Annotated in this window: 14 protein-coding genes; 5 read left to right on the plus strand and 9 right to left on the minus strand. The window is 73.2% G+C overall.

Features of this window, described 5'->3' with window-relative positions; genetic code table 11:
* Positions 1-16: 16 nt before the first annotated feature.
* A complete protein-coding gene (locus ACZ7MY_RS08675) occupies positions 17-643 on the minus strand; it encodes a universal stress protein (RefSeq protein ID WP_499600546.1) in 627 nt (208 codons plus the stop codon).
* A gap of 278 nt (positions 644-921) precedes the next feature.
* Here ACZ7MY_RS08675 and ACZ7MY_RS08680 point away from each other — a divergent pair, with 278 nt between their 5' ends.
* Complete coding sequence (locus tag ACZ7MY_RS08680; protein WP_499600547.1) at positions 922-2,475, plus strand: MFS transporter; 1,554 nt, start codon at positions 922-924, stop codon at positions 2,473-2,475.
* A gap of 54 nt (positions 2,476-2,529) precedes the next feature.
* Here the strand turns inward: ACZ7MY_RS08680 and ACZ7MY_RS08685 are convergent, their stop codons facing one another.
* The 4 genes from ACZ7MY_RS08685 to ACZ7MY_RS08700 form a co-directional block, all read right to left on the minus strand.
* Complete coding sequence (locus ACZ7MY_RS08685) at positions 2,530-3,321, minus strand: bestrophin-like domain (RefSeq protein ID WP_499600548.1); 792 nt, start codon at positions 3,319-3,321, stop codon at positions 2,530-2,532.
* A gap of 150 nt (positions 3,322-3,471) precedes the next feature.
* On the minus strand, positions 3,472-3,855 hold the full coding sequence (locus ACZ7MY_RS08690) for a VOC family protein (RefSeq protein WP_499600549.1): 384 nt from the start codon (positions 3,853-3,855) through the stop codon (positions 3,472-3,474).
* Positions 3,856-3,897: 42 nt separating this feature from the next.
* On the minus strand, positions 3,898-4,866 hold the full coding sequence (sigJ, locus tag ACZ7MY_RS08695; RefSeq protein ID WP_499600550.1) for an RNA polymerase sigma factor SigJ: 969 nt from the start codon (positions 4,864-4,866) through the stop codon (positions 3,898-3,900).
* On the minus strand, positions 4,859-5,098 hold the full coding sequence (locus ACZ7MY_RS08700) for a hypothetical protein (RefSeq protein ID WP_499600551.1): 240 nt from the start codon (positions 5,096-5,098) through the stop codon (positions 4,859-4,861). Before ACZ7MY_RS08700 ends, sigJ (ACZ7MY_RS08695) begins: the two co-directional genes overlap by 8 nt.
* Before the next feature lie 192 nt (positions 5,099-5,290).
* Here ACZ7MY_RS08700 and qcrB point away from each other — a divergent pair, with 192 nt between their 5' ends.
* Positions 5,291-6,907 (plus strand): cytochrome bc1 complex cytochrome b subunit, encoded by a 1,617-nt coding sequence (gene qcrB / locus ACZ7MY_RS08705; protein WP_499600552.1) that lies wholly within the window; start codon positions 5,291-5,293, stop codon positions 6,905-6,907.
* Between the two features lie 46 nt (positions 6,908-6,953).
* Here qcrB and sigJ (ACZ7MY_RS08710) read toward each other — a convergent pair whose 3' ends face one another.
* The 3 genes from sigJ (ACZ7MY_RS08710) to ACZ7MY_RS08720 all read right to left on the minus strand — a co-directional run bounded on the left by sigJ (ACZ7MY_RS08710) (position 6,954) and on the right by ACZ7MY_RS08720 (position 9,176).
* Positions 6,954-7,937 carry an RNA polymerase sigma factor SigJ gene (sigJ, locus tag ACZ7MY_RS08710; protein WP_499600553.1) on the minus strand — a complete coding sequence of 328 codons (984 nt, stop codon included), beginning with the start codon at positions 7,935-7,937 and terminating at the stop codon, positions 6,954-6,956.
* Positions 7,938-8,000: 63 nt separating this feature from the next.
* Positions 8,001-8,267, minus strand: coding sequence for a WhiB family transcriptional regulator (locus tag ACZ7MY_RS08715; RefSeq protein ID WP_499600554.1), 267 nt, complete (start codon positions 8,265-8,267; stop codon positions 8,001-8,003).
* A gap of 273 nt (positions 8,268-8,540) precedes the next feature.
* Positions 8,541-9,176: a sigma-70 family RNA polymerase sigma factor family protein gene (locus tag ACZ7MY_RS08720; protein WP_499600555.1), complete on the minus strand. Its 636-nt coding sequence runs from the start codon at positions 9,174-9,176 to the stop codon at positions 8,541-8,543.
* 481 nt (positions 9,177-9,657) lie between these two features.
* Here ACZ7MY_RS08720 and ACZ7MY_RS08725 point away from each other — a divergent pair, with 481 nt between their 5' ends.
* From ACZ7MY_RS08725 to ACZ7MY_RS08735, 3 genes are all read left to right on the plus strand, one after another.
* Complete coding sequence (locus tag ACZ7MY_RS08725) at positions 9,658-12,165, plus strand: ATP-binding SpoIIE family protein phosphatase (protein WP_499600556.1); 2,508 nt, start codon at positions 9,658-9,660, stop codon at positions 12,163-12,165.
* 451 nt (positions 12,166-12,616) lie between these two features.
* Complete coding sequence (locus tag ACZ7MY_RS08730) at positions 12,617-14,098, plus strand: aldehyde dehydrogenase (RefSeq protein WP_499600557.1); 1,482 nt, start codon at positions 12,617-12,619, stop codon at positions 14,096-14,098.
* 32 nt (positions 14,099-14,130) lie between these two features.
* Positions 14,131-15,663, plus strand: coding sequence for a GMC family oxidoreductase (locus ACZ7MY_RS08735; protein WP_499600558.1), 1,533 nt, complete (start codon positions 14,131-14,133; stop codon positions 15,661-15,663).
* Between the two features lie 23 nt (positions 15,664-15,686).
* On the opposite strand, the gene ACZ7MY_RS08740 is transcribed toward ACZ7MY_RS08735, so the two are convergent.
* Positions 15,687-16,406: a DUF6193 family natural product biosynthesis protein gene (locus ACZ7MY_RS08740; RefSeq protein ID WP_499600559.1), complete on the minus strand. Its 720-nt coding sequence runs from the start codon at positions 16,404-16,406 to the stop codon at positions 15,687-15,689.
* Positions 16,407-16,455: the final 49 nt, after the last annotated feature.

Genomic DNA, 16,455 nt, shown 5'->3' on the forward strand with positions numbered 1-16,455 from the left:
AACCGGCCCGCGCCCGTCACAAGTCGCCGTGCGCGAGCCGCTCCCCCATCAACGCCCGCAACAACTCCTGCCGCACCTCGTCACGGCCGTACCGCCGAAGCCCCCGCCTCCGCGTCATCGCCTCCAGGTCCAGCTGCAACGGAGACGGCGGCACGGTCAGCACCGGACACGACGCGTGAACGAGGCAGTGCCGGGCCACCCGCGACCGCGCCCAGCCGAACCGCCGCCTCCGTCCGGCGCCGACGACCAGCAGGTCGTCGTCGCGTCGGGCGATCTTGACGAGGGTCTCCCCCGGGTGCCGGCCCGAGATCGCCAGGCCGTCGATGTGCAGGTCGTCGGCGGTGGCGGCGAAGACGTCGTTCAGCATGGCGGTCAGGAGCCGCGCCGCCGCGCTCCGGGCCGCGCTTCCGGGCCCGCGCCCGAAGGCGTGCCCGAACGCGGGCCCGAACGCGTTCCCGGCCACGGGCACCTCCGGACCGGGGCCCCGGGACAGCAGGCCGGCCTCGGCCCGGGTCCACACCAGGACGGCCAGCAGCCTGCGCCCGCTCAGACGTGCCTCGGCGCCGGCGCGCTGCAACGCGACCAGGCTGTTCAGGGAACCGCTGACGCCGACCACGACCCGCTGTTGTGATGGCTCTTCCATCGGCACTCCCGTCCTCCCGGCCGGATCGGCCCCTACACGGACACGACGATGCGCCGCCGGCATGTGTGATGTAGCGCCGCTCACACGCACGTGCGCCCTGTGACGGCGATCACCTCACGCGCGGTCGGAGCGCCTCGTCATTCCGTTGAGGCGCCGCCTCCAGGGCGCGCCGTCGCATTTCGCCTCGACGGAAGGAAAGAGATGTCCGACCCTCTTGACGCGGGCCGCCGGTCCGCGGACGTCAGGATCGGCACGACCGCACGGCGGGGGGTCGGCCGATGACGACCCAGCTGGAACACGCCGCGCCCGTACCCGGTGCCGCCCGTCGAACCGGCCACCCGGGGATCGCGCTGTTCATCATCGCCGCGTGCCAGCTGATGATCGTGCTGGACAGCACCATCGTGAACGTCGCGCTGCCGAACATCCAGCGTTCGCTCGGCTTCTCCACGACCGACCTGTCCTGGGTCCTGAGCGCCTACACGCTGACCTTCGGCGGCATGCTGCTGCTGGGCGGCCGGGCGGGCGACATCCTCGGGCGCCGGCGCGTGTTCACCACCGGCATCGTCGTCTTCACCCTGGCGTCCCTGCTGGGCGGCCTCGCGCAGGAGCCCTGGCAGCTGCTGGCCGCGCGCGCCCTCCAGGGCGTCGGCGGCGCGATCGCCTCCCCCACGTCGCTCGCGCTCATCACCACCAACTTCGCCGAGGGCCCGGAACGCAACCGGGCGATGGGCGTGTTCGCGGGCGTCTCCGGGGCCGGCGCGGCCGTCGGGCTGCTGGCGGGCGGCATGCTCACGGAGTGGCTCGACTGGCGGTGGGTGCTGTTCGTCAACGTCCCGATCGGGCTCCTCGTCGCGGGGCTCGCCCCGGTCTACATCAACGAGTCCCGGCGCCACCCCGGCCACTTCGACGTCGCCGGCGCCGCGACCTCGACCCTCGGCATGGCCTCGCTCGTCTACGGGTTCATCCGGGCCTCCGGGGACGGCTGGAGCGACCCGCTGACCGTCACCGCCTTCGCGGCGTCGGCGGTGCTCCTCGCGGCGTTCGTGCTCGTCGAGTCCCGGGCCGCGCAACCCATCATCCCGCTGCGCATGTTCGGCGACCGCAACCGCGTCGGCTCGTACGTCATCATCCTCTGCCTGGCGGGCGCGATGTACGGGATGTTCTTCTTCATCGTGCAGTTCTTCCAGGTCGTGCCGGGCTACAGCCCGATCCGCTCGGGTCTGGCGTCGCTGACCTTCACCGCGGCGCTGGTCGTCGCGGTCGGGATCACGCAGCGGCTGCTGCCGGCGCTCGGCCCCAAGCCGTTCGTGGTCATCGGCTCGGCCCTGTCGATCGTCGGGCTGGGCTGGCTGACGGCGATCGATCCCGGCACCACGTACGTGGGCGGCGTGATGGCGCCGCTGTTCCTCTTCGGCGCGGGCATCGGCCTCAACTTCGTGACGCTCACGCTCACGAGTGTCTCGGGCGTCGCCCCGCACGAGGCCGGCGCCGCCTCCGGGGTGCTCAACGCCTCGCAGCAGGTCGGCGGCTCACTGGGGCTCTCCATCATGGTGACGGTCTTCGGAACGGCGACCCGCGACGAAGCTGGGCGGCAGATGCCGGCCTTCCTGGCGCGGGCCACCGACGCGGAGAAGGCCGAACTGGCACGGAGCGGGCAGTTGCCGGGCCACTGGGGACACCAGGTGCTGACCGAGGGCATCTCCTCGGCGTTCGTCACCTCGGCGGCCATGGCGGCCGTCGCACTGCTGGTCGCGCTGCTGCTGGTCCGGGTCCGCAGGAGCGACCTGGAGAACCTCAGCGGCAAGGCCGCGGCCGCCGGTACCGGCCTGTGACGGAGGATCGCCCGGGACCGGCCGCGCCGGCCCGGTTCCGGGCGATCCGCCACGTCACCTGCCCCAGTACTTGCCCAGCTGGCCTTCCATGAACGGATCCGGACTCACGCTCACATCCCCGGCGAAGGGGTGTTCGAGGACGAGGACGAGGGTGAGGCTCAGGCCCACCAGCAACGCGATCGACCCCACGAAGAGCAGCTGCACCTTGAGGTTCTCCACCCCGTACAGCAGGGTGACCAGCATCACGACCAGCGCTCCCCCGTAGGTGAGGACCTGCAGGAGGACGGGCAGGTGTTGCGTCGCGGCCAGGATGCGGGTCCTGCGCTGCGTGGTCACGTCGTTCAGCCGCTCCACCGACTCACTGTAGAAGGCCTGCTCGGAGGCGGTTTTCGGGTCGTAGCCCTGGAGGACCCCGTACAGCGCCTCGAGCTTGCCCGAGGTCGCGCTGAGGCTGTTCCTCCCCTCGCGCATCAGCGGCCACGCGTCCTCCACGACGGCGTGGACGTAGTCGCCGATCGCGCCGTCCAGCCTCACCCGCACGTCGTCCGGGAACGCATGCGCGTTGCGGGAGATCACGGCGAGGTCGCTGGCCTCCGACGTCACCACCACCTGAACCTGCTCGAGTTCGGTCCAGAGGGTCACGATGACGAAGGCGAGGACGATTCCGTAGATCGCCCCGAACAGTTCGAGTACCGTGCGGGAGACGTCATTGGTCACGCCACGGACCAGCTCGGGGAAAAGGCGGCGTGTCACCAGGCAGGCGGCGAGCGACAGGACGACGACGCCTCCGACGATGAGGATCGCGAGGCCGGCCGTGTTCAGGTTGTTGAGCAGCCAGAGTCCCACGCCGGCGACTCTACCCAGCTCACCGCCGCGTTCCGGGGCGGCACGACCGCCGCCCGACGCCCGCGGCGCCGGCGTCGGCGTGTCGGCGCGGGCATAGCCGGGCGGGCGGCCAGGCGGGCGGGCGGGCACCCGATCGTCAGGAATCAGTCGTCAGGAATGCGCCGCCGCCCGGTCGGATTCGCTGCGGAGGACGCAGAATTCGTTCCCCTCGGGGTCGGCGAGGACCGCCCAGCCGGTGCCGTCGGGATCGCGGTGGTCGGCGACCAGCGTCGCCCCGAGGCCCAGCAGCCGTTCCACCTCCTGCTCCCGCGAGGTCTCGGGGCGCAGGCACAGATGGAGCCGGTTCTTGATCGTCTTGGGTTCCGGCACCTGGTTGAAGTACAGCACCGGTCCCTCCGCGAGCATCACCTGGGTCTCCCGGTCGCCCGGCGCGTCCCCCGGATGCAGCGGACGGCCCGTCACCCTGCTCCAGAACAGGGCCAGCCCATAGGCATCCGCACAGTCGATCGCCACGTTCTGCACCACCGAGACCATGCCGCGAGCCTGCCCGACCTCCGCGCCGGACGCCAGTACGTCTCACGTACGGCGGCGGTCCCGGTACTCGCCCGGGACGTCGTCCCTGCCGCGCCACGCGCGCAGTTTGTCCGGGTGCATCACGAGCCACAGCCGGTCGATGCGGCCCTCCTCGCCGAGGCCGATCCCGATGACCGCCCCGGTCACGCCGTCCACGCGCCCGACGAGGCCCGGGCGGCCGCTGACGTCCTCAACTCGGAAGGAGACCCCGGATTCCTTCCGCAGGACGCCGAGGAAGAGGCGGGCGATCTTGTCGGCTCCGACGACGGGACGCAGGGCGGTCCTGACCAGTCCGCCGCCGTCCGCGGTCGCGGTCGCGTTCGCGTCGAGGAGGCCGACGAGCGAGTCCAGGTCACCGGTCTCGCAGGCGTGCTTGAACGCGGACACGACCTCCCGGTGCCGCGAGCCGAGGACCCCGGGGTGCTCGGCTGCCCTGATCCGGCGGCGGGCGGACGTGGCGAGCTGACGGCAGGCCTCGGGGGTGCGGCCCACCGTCTCCGCGATCTCCGCGAAGGGGACGCCGAAGATGTCGTGCAGGATGAACGCCACGCGCTCGGCCGGGGTGACCGAGTCCAGGACGACCAGCACCCCCATGGTCACGGATTCGTCCAGGCTGATCTGGTCCGCGGGGTCGACGCCGGCCGACACCGGGCCCACGCTGTCCCCGGCCGACCCGGGCAGCGGCTCGGGCAGCCACTCCCCCACGTACCGCTCCCTTCGTACGCGGGCCGAGGACAGGTGGTCCAGGCAGATCCTGCTCGCCACCCGCACCAACCACGCCATGGGCGACCTGATGTCGCGCTGGACGTCGTCGGAGAGGGCGTACCAGCGCATGTAGGTCTCCTGGACGACGTCCTCGGCGTCGTACGAGGAGCCGAGCATGCGGAACGCCAGGTTCAGCAGCACCCGGCGCTCGCCGAACACGGCGCTCAGCGAGTGGTCGGCGGCTCCGGGCAGGGGCGCGTCACGCACGCCGCCGCCCGTGGGTCCGCCGCCGGGTCCGGCCGGAGCCCGCATCCCCGCCGCCCTCCACCAGGCGCAGGCCGGGACCGCGGGTGCACGCGGGCGCCGGTGTGCCGCCGGCGTGCGCGACCGCGGCCGCGAGCCGTCGATGGAGGTGTTCGGGACGGGCGAGGCGGGCGAGCCGCGCGAGGCGGCCCGCGATCACCTCGTGGAGCGGGCCCTTCAGGTGTCCGATCTGCATGTCCCTATGACGAGGCGGCTCCTGCGAATGTGAGGCGCTCCGGCCACCGGACGCACACCCGCGGCACGCCCGTGCCGCACCCGCGCGCGGCGCTGTGTCCGGCGTCACCTCACATCCCCGGCGCCCGGGCCGTCGTGACGTACGACCCATCCGACGCGTGAAGCCGCGCGCACAGTCCCGAGGGAAGCCAAGGTGACGATCAGTAACACCAGAGACCGAGGACGGACGCCCCGGGGGGAGCGGCTGGCCGACTGGGCGGACGGCCGGCTCGGCGTCTACACCCTGGCCAGGGCCCACATGCGCAAGATCTTCCCCGACCACTGGTCGTTCATGCTGGGCGAGATCTGCCTGTACAGCTTCGTCGTGCTGGTCCTGACCGGCGTCTACTTGACGCTCTTCTTCCACCCCTCCATGAACGAGGTGGTCTACGACGGCAGTTACGCCCCGCTGGGCGGCGTCAGCATGTCGGAGGCCTACTCCTCCACCCTCGGCATCTCCTTCGACGTGCGCGGCGGTCTGCTGGTGCGCCAAATGCACCACTGGGCGGCCATCGTCTTCGTCGCGGCCATGTTCGTCCACATGATGCGGCACTTCTTCACGGGCTCCTACCGCAAGCCCCGGGAGGTCAACTGGGTCTTCGGCTGGCTCATGCTCGTCCTCGGCATGTTCGAGGGGTTCATCGGCTACTCGCTGCCGGACGACCTGCTGTCGGGCACCGGACTGCGCTTCCTGCAGGGCGCCGTGCTGTCGGTCCCGGTCGTGGGGACGTACCTCTCGATGTTCCTCTTCGGTGGCGAGTTCCCCGGCGGCGAGATCGTCCCGCGCTTCTACTCCGTGCACGTCCTGCTGCTGCCCGGGATCTTCGTCGCACTGATGGCGGCCCACCTGATCCTGCTCTTCCACCACAAGCACACCCAGTGGGCGGGCCCCGGACGAAGGAACGGCAACGCCGTGGGCATGCCGCTGCTGCCGGTGTACGTGGCGAAGGCGGGCGGCTTCTTCTTCCTCGTCGCGGGCGTGCTGGCCGCGCTGTCCGCCGTCGCGGCCGTCAACCCCGTCTGGAACTACGGGCCGTACCGGCCGGACCAGGTCTCGACCGGTGCCCAGCCGGACTGGTACATGGGGTTCGCCGAGGGCCTCATCCGCGTCATGCCGGGCTGGGAGGTCGACCTCGGCGGGCACACCCTGGTGCTCGGCGTGCTGATACCCCTGCTGCTCTTCCCCGCCGTCCTGGTGGCCATCGGCGTCTACCCGTTCGTCGAGTCCTGGGTCACCGGCGACCGGCGCGAGCACCACCTGCTGGACCGGCCCCGCAACCGCCCGGTGCGCACGGGGCTCGGCGTCGCCTGGCTCAGCCTGTACTTCTGCCTGCTGGCCGGCGGCGGCAACGACATCTTCGCGACGCGCTTCCACCTCTCCATCAACGCGGTCACGTGGACGATCCGCGTCGCCGTGTTCGTCGTCCCGGTGGCGGCCTTCACCGTCACCAAACGCATCTGCCTGGGCCTGCAGCGGCGTGACCGGGACACGCTGCTGCACGGCGCCGAGACCGGGGTGATCCGCCGGCTGCCGCACGGCGAGTACGTCGAGGTCCACCGCCCCCTCGACGCCGCGCGGCGTCACGTCCTGGGCTCCCACGAGCAGTACCGGCCGCCGGCCCCCGGCCCCGACGAGGACGAGAACGGCCTCCCACGCCGTCGGACCCGCCGCGAACGCCTGCGGGTGCGCCTGTCGCACGCCTTCTACGGCCCCTCGTCCCAGGTGGCCACGCCGACCGAGGAGGAGATGCGGCACGCGGTCGAGCGCTGAACGCGCCGCGGGAGGGCCGGTGGCGGCCAGGCCAGGTCCAGGGCGCCTACGCCCAGGAAGCCAGCTTCTCCGGGTTCAGGGTGAGCCACACGTCGGTGATCCGTGATCCCACGACGTTCAGGGTGACGACGGCCACCACCGCCCCGTCCGAGCGGCAGACCAGGGCCGGGCGGTGGGCGGCGTTCTCCAGGGTGATGCCGGTCATGGCGAGACCGCTCTCCCTGCGGGTCACACCGATGAGGTAGCGCGCCGTCCTGTCCGCTCCGCGGATGGGCCTGAGTGCGGCCCTGACGTGTCCGCCCCCGTCGGCCCTGGCGGTCACCTGCGGGTCCAGCAGCGTGATCAGACGGTCGAGTTCGCCCGTCTGGCAGGCCCTCTTGAACTCGCGGACCAGCCGCCGGTACTCCTTCTGGTCCGCCTCGTGCCTGCGGGCGGAGGCGATGCCGCGGCGGGCGGCCACGGCCAGCGCGCGGCAGCTCTCGGCGCTGCGGCCGACGATGGCGGCGATCTCGGCGAAGGGGACCTTGAAGACGTCGTGCAGGACGAAGCTCACGCGCTGCGCCGGGGTGAGTGCCTCGAGCAGGACCAGCATGCCCATCGTGACGGACTCGTCGAGGGCGGCCCGGTCGGCGGGGTCGTCCGGCTGCCCGGGCCTCCGCACGCTGCTCCACGCCGCACTGTCCGGCAGGGGCTCGGGCAGCCACTCGCCCGTGTACCTCTCCCTGCGCACCCGGGCGGAGCCGAGGTGGTCCAGGCAGATCCGGCCGGCCACGCGGACGAGCCAGGCCGTGGGGGACTCGATGCCGGCGCGTGCCGACGGGGACATCCCGTACCAGCGGGCGTAGGTCTCCTGGACGACGTCCTCGGCGTCGTGCGTCGAGCCGAGCATCCGGAAGGCCAGCGCCATCAGCATGGGCCGGTCCTCGAGCGTCGGGTTCGAGCGGGTGCTCAGTCGTCCCGCGTCCTTGCCCCGCATGAGCGTGAGTCCTAGGGCCGAGGAGACACCTGTGCGGCGGCGCAGGGCCTCCATGAGTGTCGTGGTTCCATCGTGCAGGCCGGGGCGGGAACCGGCGAGCCGTCCGCCGTGGGGCGGTCAGGCCGCGGTACCGCCCGTTCCTCTCAGCCGCTCGCGCTGGGTGCGTCGCTGCATCGCGCGCCGTTCGGCCTCGGTGGTGCCGCCCCAGACGCCCTCCATGGGACCGGCTCCCAGCGCCCACTCCAGGCAGCGCTCCCGTACGGGGCAACGGTGGCACACGGCCTTGGCCTCGCCGATCTGCACCATTCCCAGACCGCTGCCGCTGATGGGGAAGAAGAGTTCCGGATCTTCCTCACTGCAGGCGGCGGCTTCGCGCCAATTCATGGAAGTCTCCTCAGAGGTGGTCACGGCCGTTCCCCGGCGGCTGACCCGCGCCGGACGAATTCCTGCGAGTGCCATGCTGGGATGCTATGGACGAGTGCGCCGTGCCGTCCAAGACGCATATACGAAGGCGTCGATAGACACAGCCTATGGTCGCAATCCGGACATCCTGTGGCGGTCCTCGCACAGGAAGTGCCCGGTATTCCCGGAAGGGGCCGCTTCCCCTTTCACCGCAGGCACGGCGGGACGGCCCGCCGGGATGCCGGGGGTCGGCCCTCACGACCGCTCCCAGCCGCGCAGCTTGTCGGGGTTCAGGACGAGCCAGACGTTCACGACCCGGTCGCCCCGCACGTCGAGGCTGATCGCCGCGGCGGCCTCGCCGCCGTGTCCGACCACCAGCCCCGCCCGGCCGTTGAACGTGGCCTCGGCGATGACGACGCCGTCCCGCGGGGCCAGCAGCACGCCCAGGCAGCGGGTGACGTCGTCCGCTCCGCCGACCGGCCGTTCCGGGGTGCGGATCCTGCCGCCGCCGTCGAAGACGGCCGAGACGTCGGGGGCCAGGAGTCCGGCCAGGAGCCGCAGGTCGTGCGACTCGCACGCCTTCCGGAACGCGCGGACCACCTCCCCGTGCCGTCCGGTCCCGGCCCGTCCGGCCCGGCGGCCGCGCAGGGACTGCCGGGCCGGCTCCGCGGCGGCCCCGGCCCCGGCCCGGGGCCGGTGGTCACGCGCCCCCTCGCCGGGCGCCCGCGCCGGGCGGGACCGGCAGACGTCCTTGAGGGTCCCGGCCAGCCAAGCCCCCGGGTCCATGGCACCGCGGTCGCCCTCGGCGTACCAGCGCCGGTAGGTCTCCGTGAGCGCGTCCTCCGCTTCCGCCGCGGAGGACAGGAATCCGCGCGCGAGGCCGAGCAGCATTCTCCGCTCTTCCAGCAGATCGGATATGGGCGCGACTTCTTCCGCGTATTTCATCGGCTTACCCGGCCTTTCGGAGCTGCGTGCGTGAACGACCGGACGACGTAGGTCCGAACGTCGCCGGTTTCGCGCCGCGACGGCCTTTGTCCGGCGGTGCGGCGCTCGTACGAAAGACGAAGCAGCCGCTCCGGGTGTGAGGCTCCGATGCCCCGGCCACCGGGGAAGCCGGTCGCGGAAGGGAGTTGGCGCACCGTGCGGCGACCGGACCGGGCGCGGGTTGCCGGACCCCCCCGGAGAATTGTCCCGCGAATACTTCGTGGAATTGGACCACACTCCCGGCCGTGCGCATGCGTAGCCTTTCCGGCGTGGACGTGTCCGGAGCACTCGCGCATCCCGAACCTCTTACGGCTGCCTGACGTACCGGGTCGCGCGGCCGCACCACCGCGAGGGAGCGCACCGCGGGGGGACACAGGAGGAACGACCGATGAGCAGTACCAGTGGAACGGCGTCGTCCGAGGCGAACGGGGCCGCCGCCCCGGGCGGCGCGGCGACGGCACTCCTCGACTCGGAGGGCACCGTGGCCGGTTGGTCGCAGGCCGCCCAGCAGCTCGCCGGCTACGCCGCCGCGGACGTGGTCGGCCGGCCCGCCCGTGTACTGCTGGCCGACGGCGACGTGCACGCGGAGGCCGCCGCGGCGGGCCAACTCCACCGCCGGGGCCGCTGGTCGGGCCCCGCGCGGATCCGTCACCGCGACGGGCACGCGATCGGCGTGCGCCTGACGGCGCAGTCACTGGCCGGCCGCGACGGCCGCGCGCAGTGGCTCGTGTCGGCCTCCGAGACGTCCTCCCACGCCTCCTGGACGGCGAACGGCCCCGTGGCGGCGGAGCCGCAGCCGGCCGCGGTCGTGATGCCGCATCGGATGCCGATCGGCATCGCGATCCGCGACACCCAGGTCCGCTGCATCTGGGTGAACGACGTCCACGAACTCGGCAACGGCGCCGGCCCGCCCCCGCAGTTGCCGGGGAGCCCGCCCCACCCGGTCCCCGGCACCGAGGCGGAGTCGCTCGAGGCCGTCATGCACCGGATGCTCGAGAGCGGTGACCTTGTGATCAACGGGGACTACCAGGCCTCTCCGCCCGCCCGGGCGCGCCAGGAGCCGGCGGCGACCCCCTCCCTCTTCCGCCTCGACGACGCGCAGGGCCGCCCTCTGGGCGTGTGCACGGTGGACGCGGACGACGCCGGCGGCCGCCGCGCGCAGGAGCGCCTGCGCATCCTGGACGAGGCCGGCAGGCGCATCGGCACCACCCTGGACGTCATGCGGACCGGGCAGGAGCTGGCCGACCTCGCCGTGCCGGCCCTCGCGGACTACGCCACGGTCGACCTGGCCGAGTCCGTCCTGCTGGGCGGGGAGCGACCCGCCCGGTCCCGCCCCGAGGGCGCGGGACCGACCCCCGCCGTCCGCCGCGCCGGCCTGGCCTCGATCCGGCCCGGTGCGCCGGAATCGCTGTTCGCCCGGGGAGATCCGGTCTCCACCCCGCCGGCGTCGCCGTTCACCGGGGTCCTGCGCTCCGGCAGGGCCCGTCTGGAGCCGGTGCTGAACGGCTCCCCGGGCACGTGGCTGGACCACGACGACGCGGCACGCGCCGCCAAGGTCCGCCGGCACCGCATGCACTCGCTGATGCTCCTCCCGATCCGCGCGCGGGGGGCGGTCCTCGGCGTGGCGACGTTCATCCGGACCGTGGACCCCCGGCCGTTCGAGGCCGACGACCTGCTCCTCGCCGAGGAACTCGTCCGGCGGGCCGCCACCTGCCTGGACCAGGCCCGCCAGTACGCGCGCGAGCACTCCGCCGCCCTCGCCCTGCAGCGCCACCTGCTCCCGCGCCGCGCGACGGGCGGGGCCGCCGCCGACGTGGCCTGGCGCTACCTGCCCGCCGACAGCCACCACGGCGTCGGGGGCGACTGGTTCGACGTCATCCCGCTGTCCGGGGCCCGGGTCGCCCTGGTCGTCGGCGACGTCGTCGGACACGGCATCAACGCGGCGGCGACCATGGGCCAGCTCCGTACGGCGGTGCACACCCTCGCCGACCTGGACGTGCCCCCGGACGAGTTGCTGGCCGCCCTCGACAAGCAGGTCACCCACCTCGCCGAGGCCGACGCCGGCCCGGACGGCGCCCCGGGCGGCACGACCATGACGGCCACCTGCCTGTACGCGGTGTACGACCCCGTCACCCGCCTGTGCACCCTGGCCCGGGCCGGGCACCCCCCGCCCGCGGTCGTCGGCCCGTACGGCGGCGTCACCTTCCCCGACCTGCCCGTCGGGGCGCCGCTCGGCCTCGGCCTGGCCCCCTTCGAGGCCGTCACGCTGGAACTGCCCGAGGGCAGCGTGCTCGCCTTCTACACCGACGGCCTGATCGAGGACCGCGACCACGACATCGACGTCGGCATGGACCGCCTGGGCGCGGCCCTGGCACGGCCCGGCCTCCCGCTCGAGGAGCTGTGTTCGTCGGCGGTGGCCTCACTGCCCGAGGGGGCGCCGAACGACGACGTCACCCTGCTCCTGGCACGGACCTGCTCGCTCGGTCCGGGCAGTGTGGCGTCGTGGCGGTTCCCCGCCGACGCGGCTGTCGTCGGGCGCGCCCGGTCGCTCGTCACCCGGCAGTTGGCCCGGTGGGGGCTGGACGGTCTGGCCGAGTCCACGGCACTGATCGTCAGCGAACTGGTCACCAACGCCGTCGTCCACGGTGACGGGGGCTGCGACCGCGACCGTACGATCGGCCTGCGCCTGATCCGGCACGCCGTACTGACCTGCGAGGTCAGCGACACCGACCACAGCCGTCCGCTGCTGCGCCGGCCCACCGCGACCGACGAGCACGGCCGGGGACTCTTCCTCGTCTCCCAGCTGTCCCCCGCGTGGGGTGCCCGGCACCTTCCGGACGGCAAACTCCTCTGGGTCGACCAGGAGCTGACGCCGGGGGCGACCCCTCCATCGTGACACCTTATGACCCTTTTCCAGATAAATGTTAGCACTTGTTGCGTCTCGCGGCTTATCAGCGCTACGCTTCCTGAACATCCCCCACAACACCACCCGGGAACCTCCGGACGCCGCGAAGGACATCACCTTCGACCCCCGTACACCCCCAGGGGAAGCGTCCGCGGAGCCACCCGCACACCCGCCGGGGCCGGCGACGGCTTCGCGCCGACTCCCGCTCCCCGAGCAAGGGTTGGAGCCGGAGCCGGACGCGCTTCCGCGCCGCCCGATCGATCCAGGCGACACCGCCGACGTGCACGACGCCACCCCGTGCGTCCCCGGCCGGGCGCCGCACCCCCGCGGGCCCGCGCCTGATCGGCCCCACCCTTCGCTCTGGCACCAGCGGCCCCAGCGCCACCTCCAGGCACCGTGCTGCGCACGAAACACGGCGCCCCCGCACAGCAGGAGAACCACCGTGACTCTCACCGGCGAGAACACCGTCCAGCAACTGCTGATCGACGGCACCTGGCAACAAGCGGCCGACGCGCACACCTTCGAGGCACGCGATCCCTTCACCGGCGACATCGCCTCCCAGGCCGCGGCGGCCCTCTCCGTGGACGTCCTGCGGGCGGTCGACGCCGCCGAGCGGGTCTTCCCCGCCTGGGCGGCACTGCCGCCCAACGAGCGGCGCCGCCTGCTGTGGGCGGCCGCCGACACGCTCGAGGCACGGGCCCCGGAGATCGCCGAGGCGATCACCGTCGAGATGGGCGCCCCCGCCGCCTGGGGCCACTTCAACACCACCACCCTCGCGGAGAAGTTCCGCTACGCGGCAAGCGCGGTCCACGACGGACTCACCGGCGAGCTCATCCCCTCCGAGGTGCCGGGCCGCACCTCCATCGCGATCCGCAAGCCGGTCGGCGTGGTCGCCTGCGTCGTCCCGTGGAACGCCCCCGCACTGCTGGTCGGCAACTCCGTCCCGTTCGCGCTGGCCGTGGGCAACACGGTGGTGATGAAGGCGTCCGAGCAGACCCCGCGCACGCACGGCCTGGTCGCCGAATGCCTCACCGAGGCCGGGCTGCCCCACGGGGTGTACAACCTCGTCACCAACGCGCCCGAGGACGGCCCCGAGGTGGTGGAGGCGCTCATCGCGCATCCGGCCGTACGGCGGGTGCACTTCACCGGGTCGAGCCGGGTGGGACGCCTCATCGCGCAGCGGGCGGCCGCGCACATGAAGCAGGCGATCCTCGAACTCGGCGGCAAGGCACCGGTCCTGATCCTCGCCGACGCCGACCTCGACCGGGCGGTCAGCGCCACCGCCTTCGGGGCGTTCGCCAACTCCGGCCAGGCGTGCCTGTCCACCGAGCGCATCGTCGTCGACCGCGCCGTCGCCGAGGAGTTCACCCGGCGCCTGGCCGCCGTCGCCGCAGGCGTCACCTACGGTGACCCGCGTGACCCGCGCACCGCGCTCGGCCCGGTCGTCGGACCGGACAGCATCGCGCGGCTGTCCGACCTGGTCCTCGACGCCGTCGCGGGCGGCGCCCGGCTCCTGACCGGCGGCACGTCCGAGGGGCCGTGCTTCGCGCCGACCGTACTGGCCGACGTCACCCCGCACATGCGGGTCTACCGGGAGGAGTCCTTCGGCCCCCTGGTCAGCGTCATCACCGTCGACGGACCCGAGGAGGCCCTGCGCGTCGCCAACGACAACGACTACGGCCTCACCTCGGCCGTCTTCACCCGGGACATCGCCCTCGCGCTCGACCTCGCCAAGCGCATCAACGCCGGCATGTGCCACATCAACGGCACCACCCTCGACGACGAGCCCCAGATGCCCTTCGGCGGCGTCAAGAACAGCGGATACGGCAAGTCCGGCGGCCACGCGGGCCTGGAGGAGTTCACCGAACTTCAGTGGATCACCATCGAAGGCTCCCAGCCGCCGCGTTACCCCACCTTCGAATGACCGACACCTTCGGATGACCGACCGGGACGACCATGGAATCGACGACCGACAGCTACGACTACGTCGTGGTCGGCGGCGGGACGGCGGGCAGCGTGCTCGCCGCCCGGTTGTCCGAGCCCGGCGACGCCCGCGTCCTGCTCCTCGAAGCGGGCACGGCGCAGACCTCACCCGACATGAGCACACCGCCGGCCTGGCCGGCGCTGCTGCGGACGTCCGCGGACTGGGGCGACACCACCGTCCCGCAACGGGCCGGCGGCACCGGCGTGCTGCTGGGCCGCGGACGCACGCTCGGCGGCGGCTCCGCCATCAACGCCATGAACTTCGTCCGCGGCCACCGCTCCAGCTACGACGCGTGGGCCGGCACCGGCCTGGAGGAGTGGGGGTTCGACGGGCTGCTGCCCTACTTCAAGCGCAGCGAGAACACCTCGGGACGGGACCCGGCCCTGCGCGGGGTCGGCGGCCCCCTGACCGTCGGACCGCCCGACCCCCCGCACCCGGTCGTGGCGGCCATGCTCGAGGCCGCGGCCGAGACCGGTCACCCCCGGGCGACCGACATCAGCGGCGGCGCGGAGGAGGGCTTCGGCTGGTCCGACCTCAACATCGTCGGCGGCAGACGGCAGAGCGCCGCCGACGCCTACCTGGGCCCGGCCCTGCACCGCCCCAACCTGACGGTGGTGACCGGCACCCATGTGCGCCGGCTGCACATCAGCGGCGGGCGGTGCACCGCGGTGGAGTACGTCACCCGCCGCGGCAGGGCGGCGCTCGTCGGCTGCTCGGGCGAGGTCGTCGTCACGGCGGGCGCCATCGGATCGGCGCAACTGTTGATGCTCTCCGGCATCGGCCCCGCGGAGCACCTGCGCGGGACGGGCGTCGACGTCCTGGTGGACCTCCCGGGCGTCGGGTCGGACCTGCAGGACCATCCCATCGCCAACCTCGTCTACCGCTCGGCGCGTCCGGTCCCCGCGGGCGTCAACAACCACGGCGAGGCACTCGGCCTGGTGCGCAGCGCGGCCGCCCTCGACGGCCCGGACCTCCAGGTGCTCTTCGTCGACGCCCCGGGCCACGTCCCCTCCGCCGACGGCCCCGGCCCGGGCCAGGGGTACACCATCGCCGTCTCCGCGATCCTGCCCCACAGCCGCGGCAGCGTCCGCCTCGCGAGCGCGGACCCCGACGTCCTGCCGCTCGTCGACCCGGACTACTACGCCGACGACCGGGACCTGGCCGCCGTGGTCGAAGGGCTGCGCCTGGCGCGGGAGATCGGCCAGGCGGACGCGCTCGGCGACTGGCGCGGGCACGAGGTCCTGCCGGGCCCGCAGGTCGCGGACGACGCCGGCCTGCGGGAGTACGCGCTCAGCGCCCTCTGCTCGTACATGCACCCCGTGGGCACCTGCCGCATGGGCGGACGGGACGACGCGGGCTCCGTCGTCGACCGGGCGCTGCGTGTCCACGGCATCGACGGCCTGCGCGTCGCCGACGCCTCCGTCATCCCCTCGATCCCCTCCGCCAACACCAACGCCACGGTCTACGCGATCGCCGAACGGGCCGCCGAGCTGCTCCGCTCCTGATGGCGCGCCGTCCCCGACGGCCGTCAGGGCGCCCCGGACCCCACGGGGCCGAGCCCGGGCGGCAGATGGCGGACGGCGACCGCCACGGCCTCCCGCGCCGTGGCCGTCACGGCGAGCACGCCCCCGCCGACGAGGTCCGCGCTGACGGTGAACTCGTCGGTGTCGTGCGCCTTCAAGCGCGGCCCGGCCACGGTCAGGCCGGGGCGGGTGGTGGTCGAGAAGCACAGTGCCCAGCCCATCCTGAAGGGGTACAGGGCCCGCAGCGACGGCACGGCGTACGCCTCCTCAAGGAGCGGCCGGTACCCGGGCACGGCCACCGTCCTCGCCTCCTTGCGCAGGCCGCGCCACTCGGAATCGGCCAGCAGCGCGGGGTCCCCGTCGGGCACCTCGAACCGGCCGGTCAGGAGCACGAAGGGCGCGGCCCGGCGGATGTCGCTCAGCGACGCTCCCTCGTACCACGCCCGCGCGGCGCTCACGAGCTGCCCGAACTCCCCTGCGGCGCCCTCCACGAGCGGCATCCCCTGCGCCGCGTCCGCACCGCGGATCCACCACTCCCGCCCGAACGCGGACGCGTTGACGCGCAGCGGGCCCCGGTGCGGCACGCTGCTCCCGACGAGGACGCCGGTCAGCGGGTCGCCCGACGAGGCGGTCACGGGCAGGCGGAAGCCCCCCTGTTCGGCCCCGGCCCGGAGGGCGGCGGCGAGCCCGCCGCCCTCCGCGATGTCCGGATAGAGCTCTGCCATGTCACGTTGCGGGGCCACGACCCCAGATTCTGCCCCAACGGCCCGCGAG

It is taken from the genome of Streptomyces sp. NPDC111520, assembly GCF_055635295.1.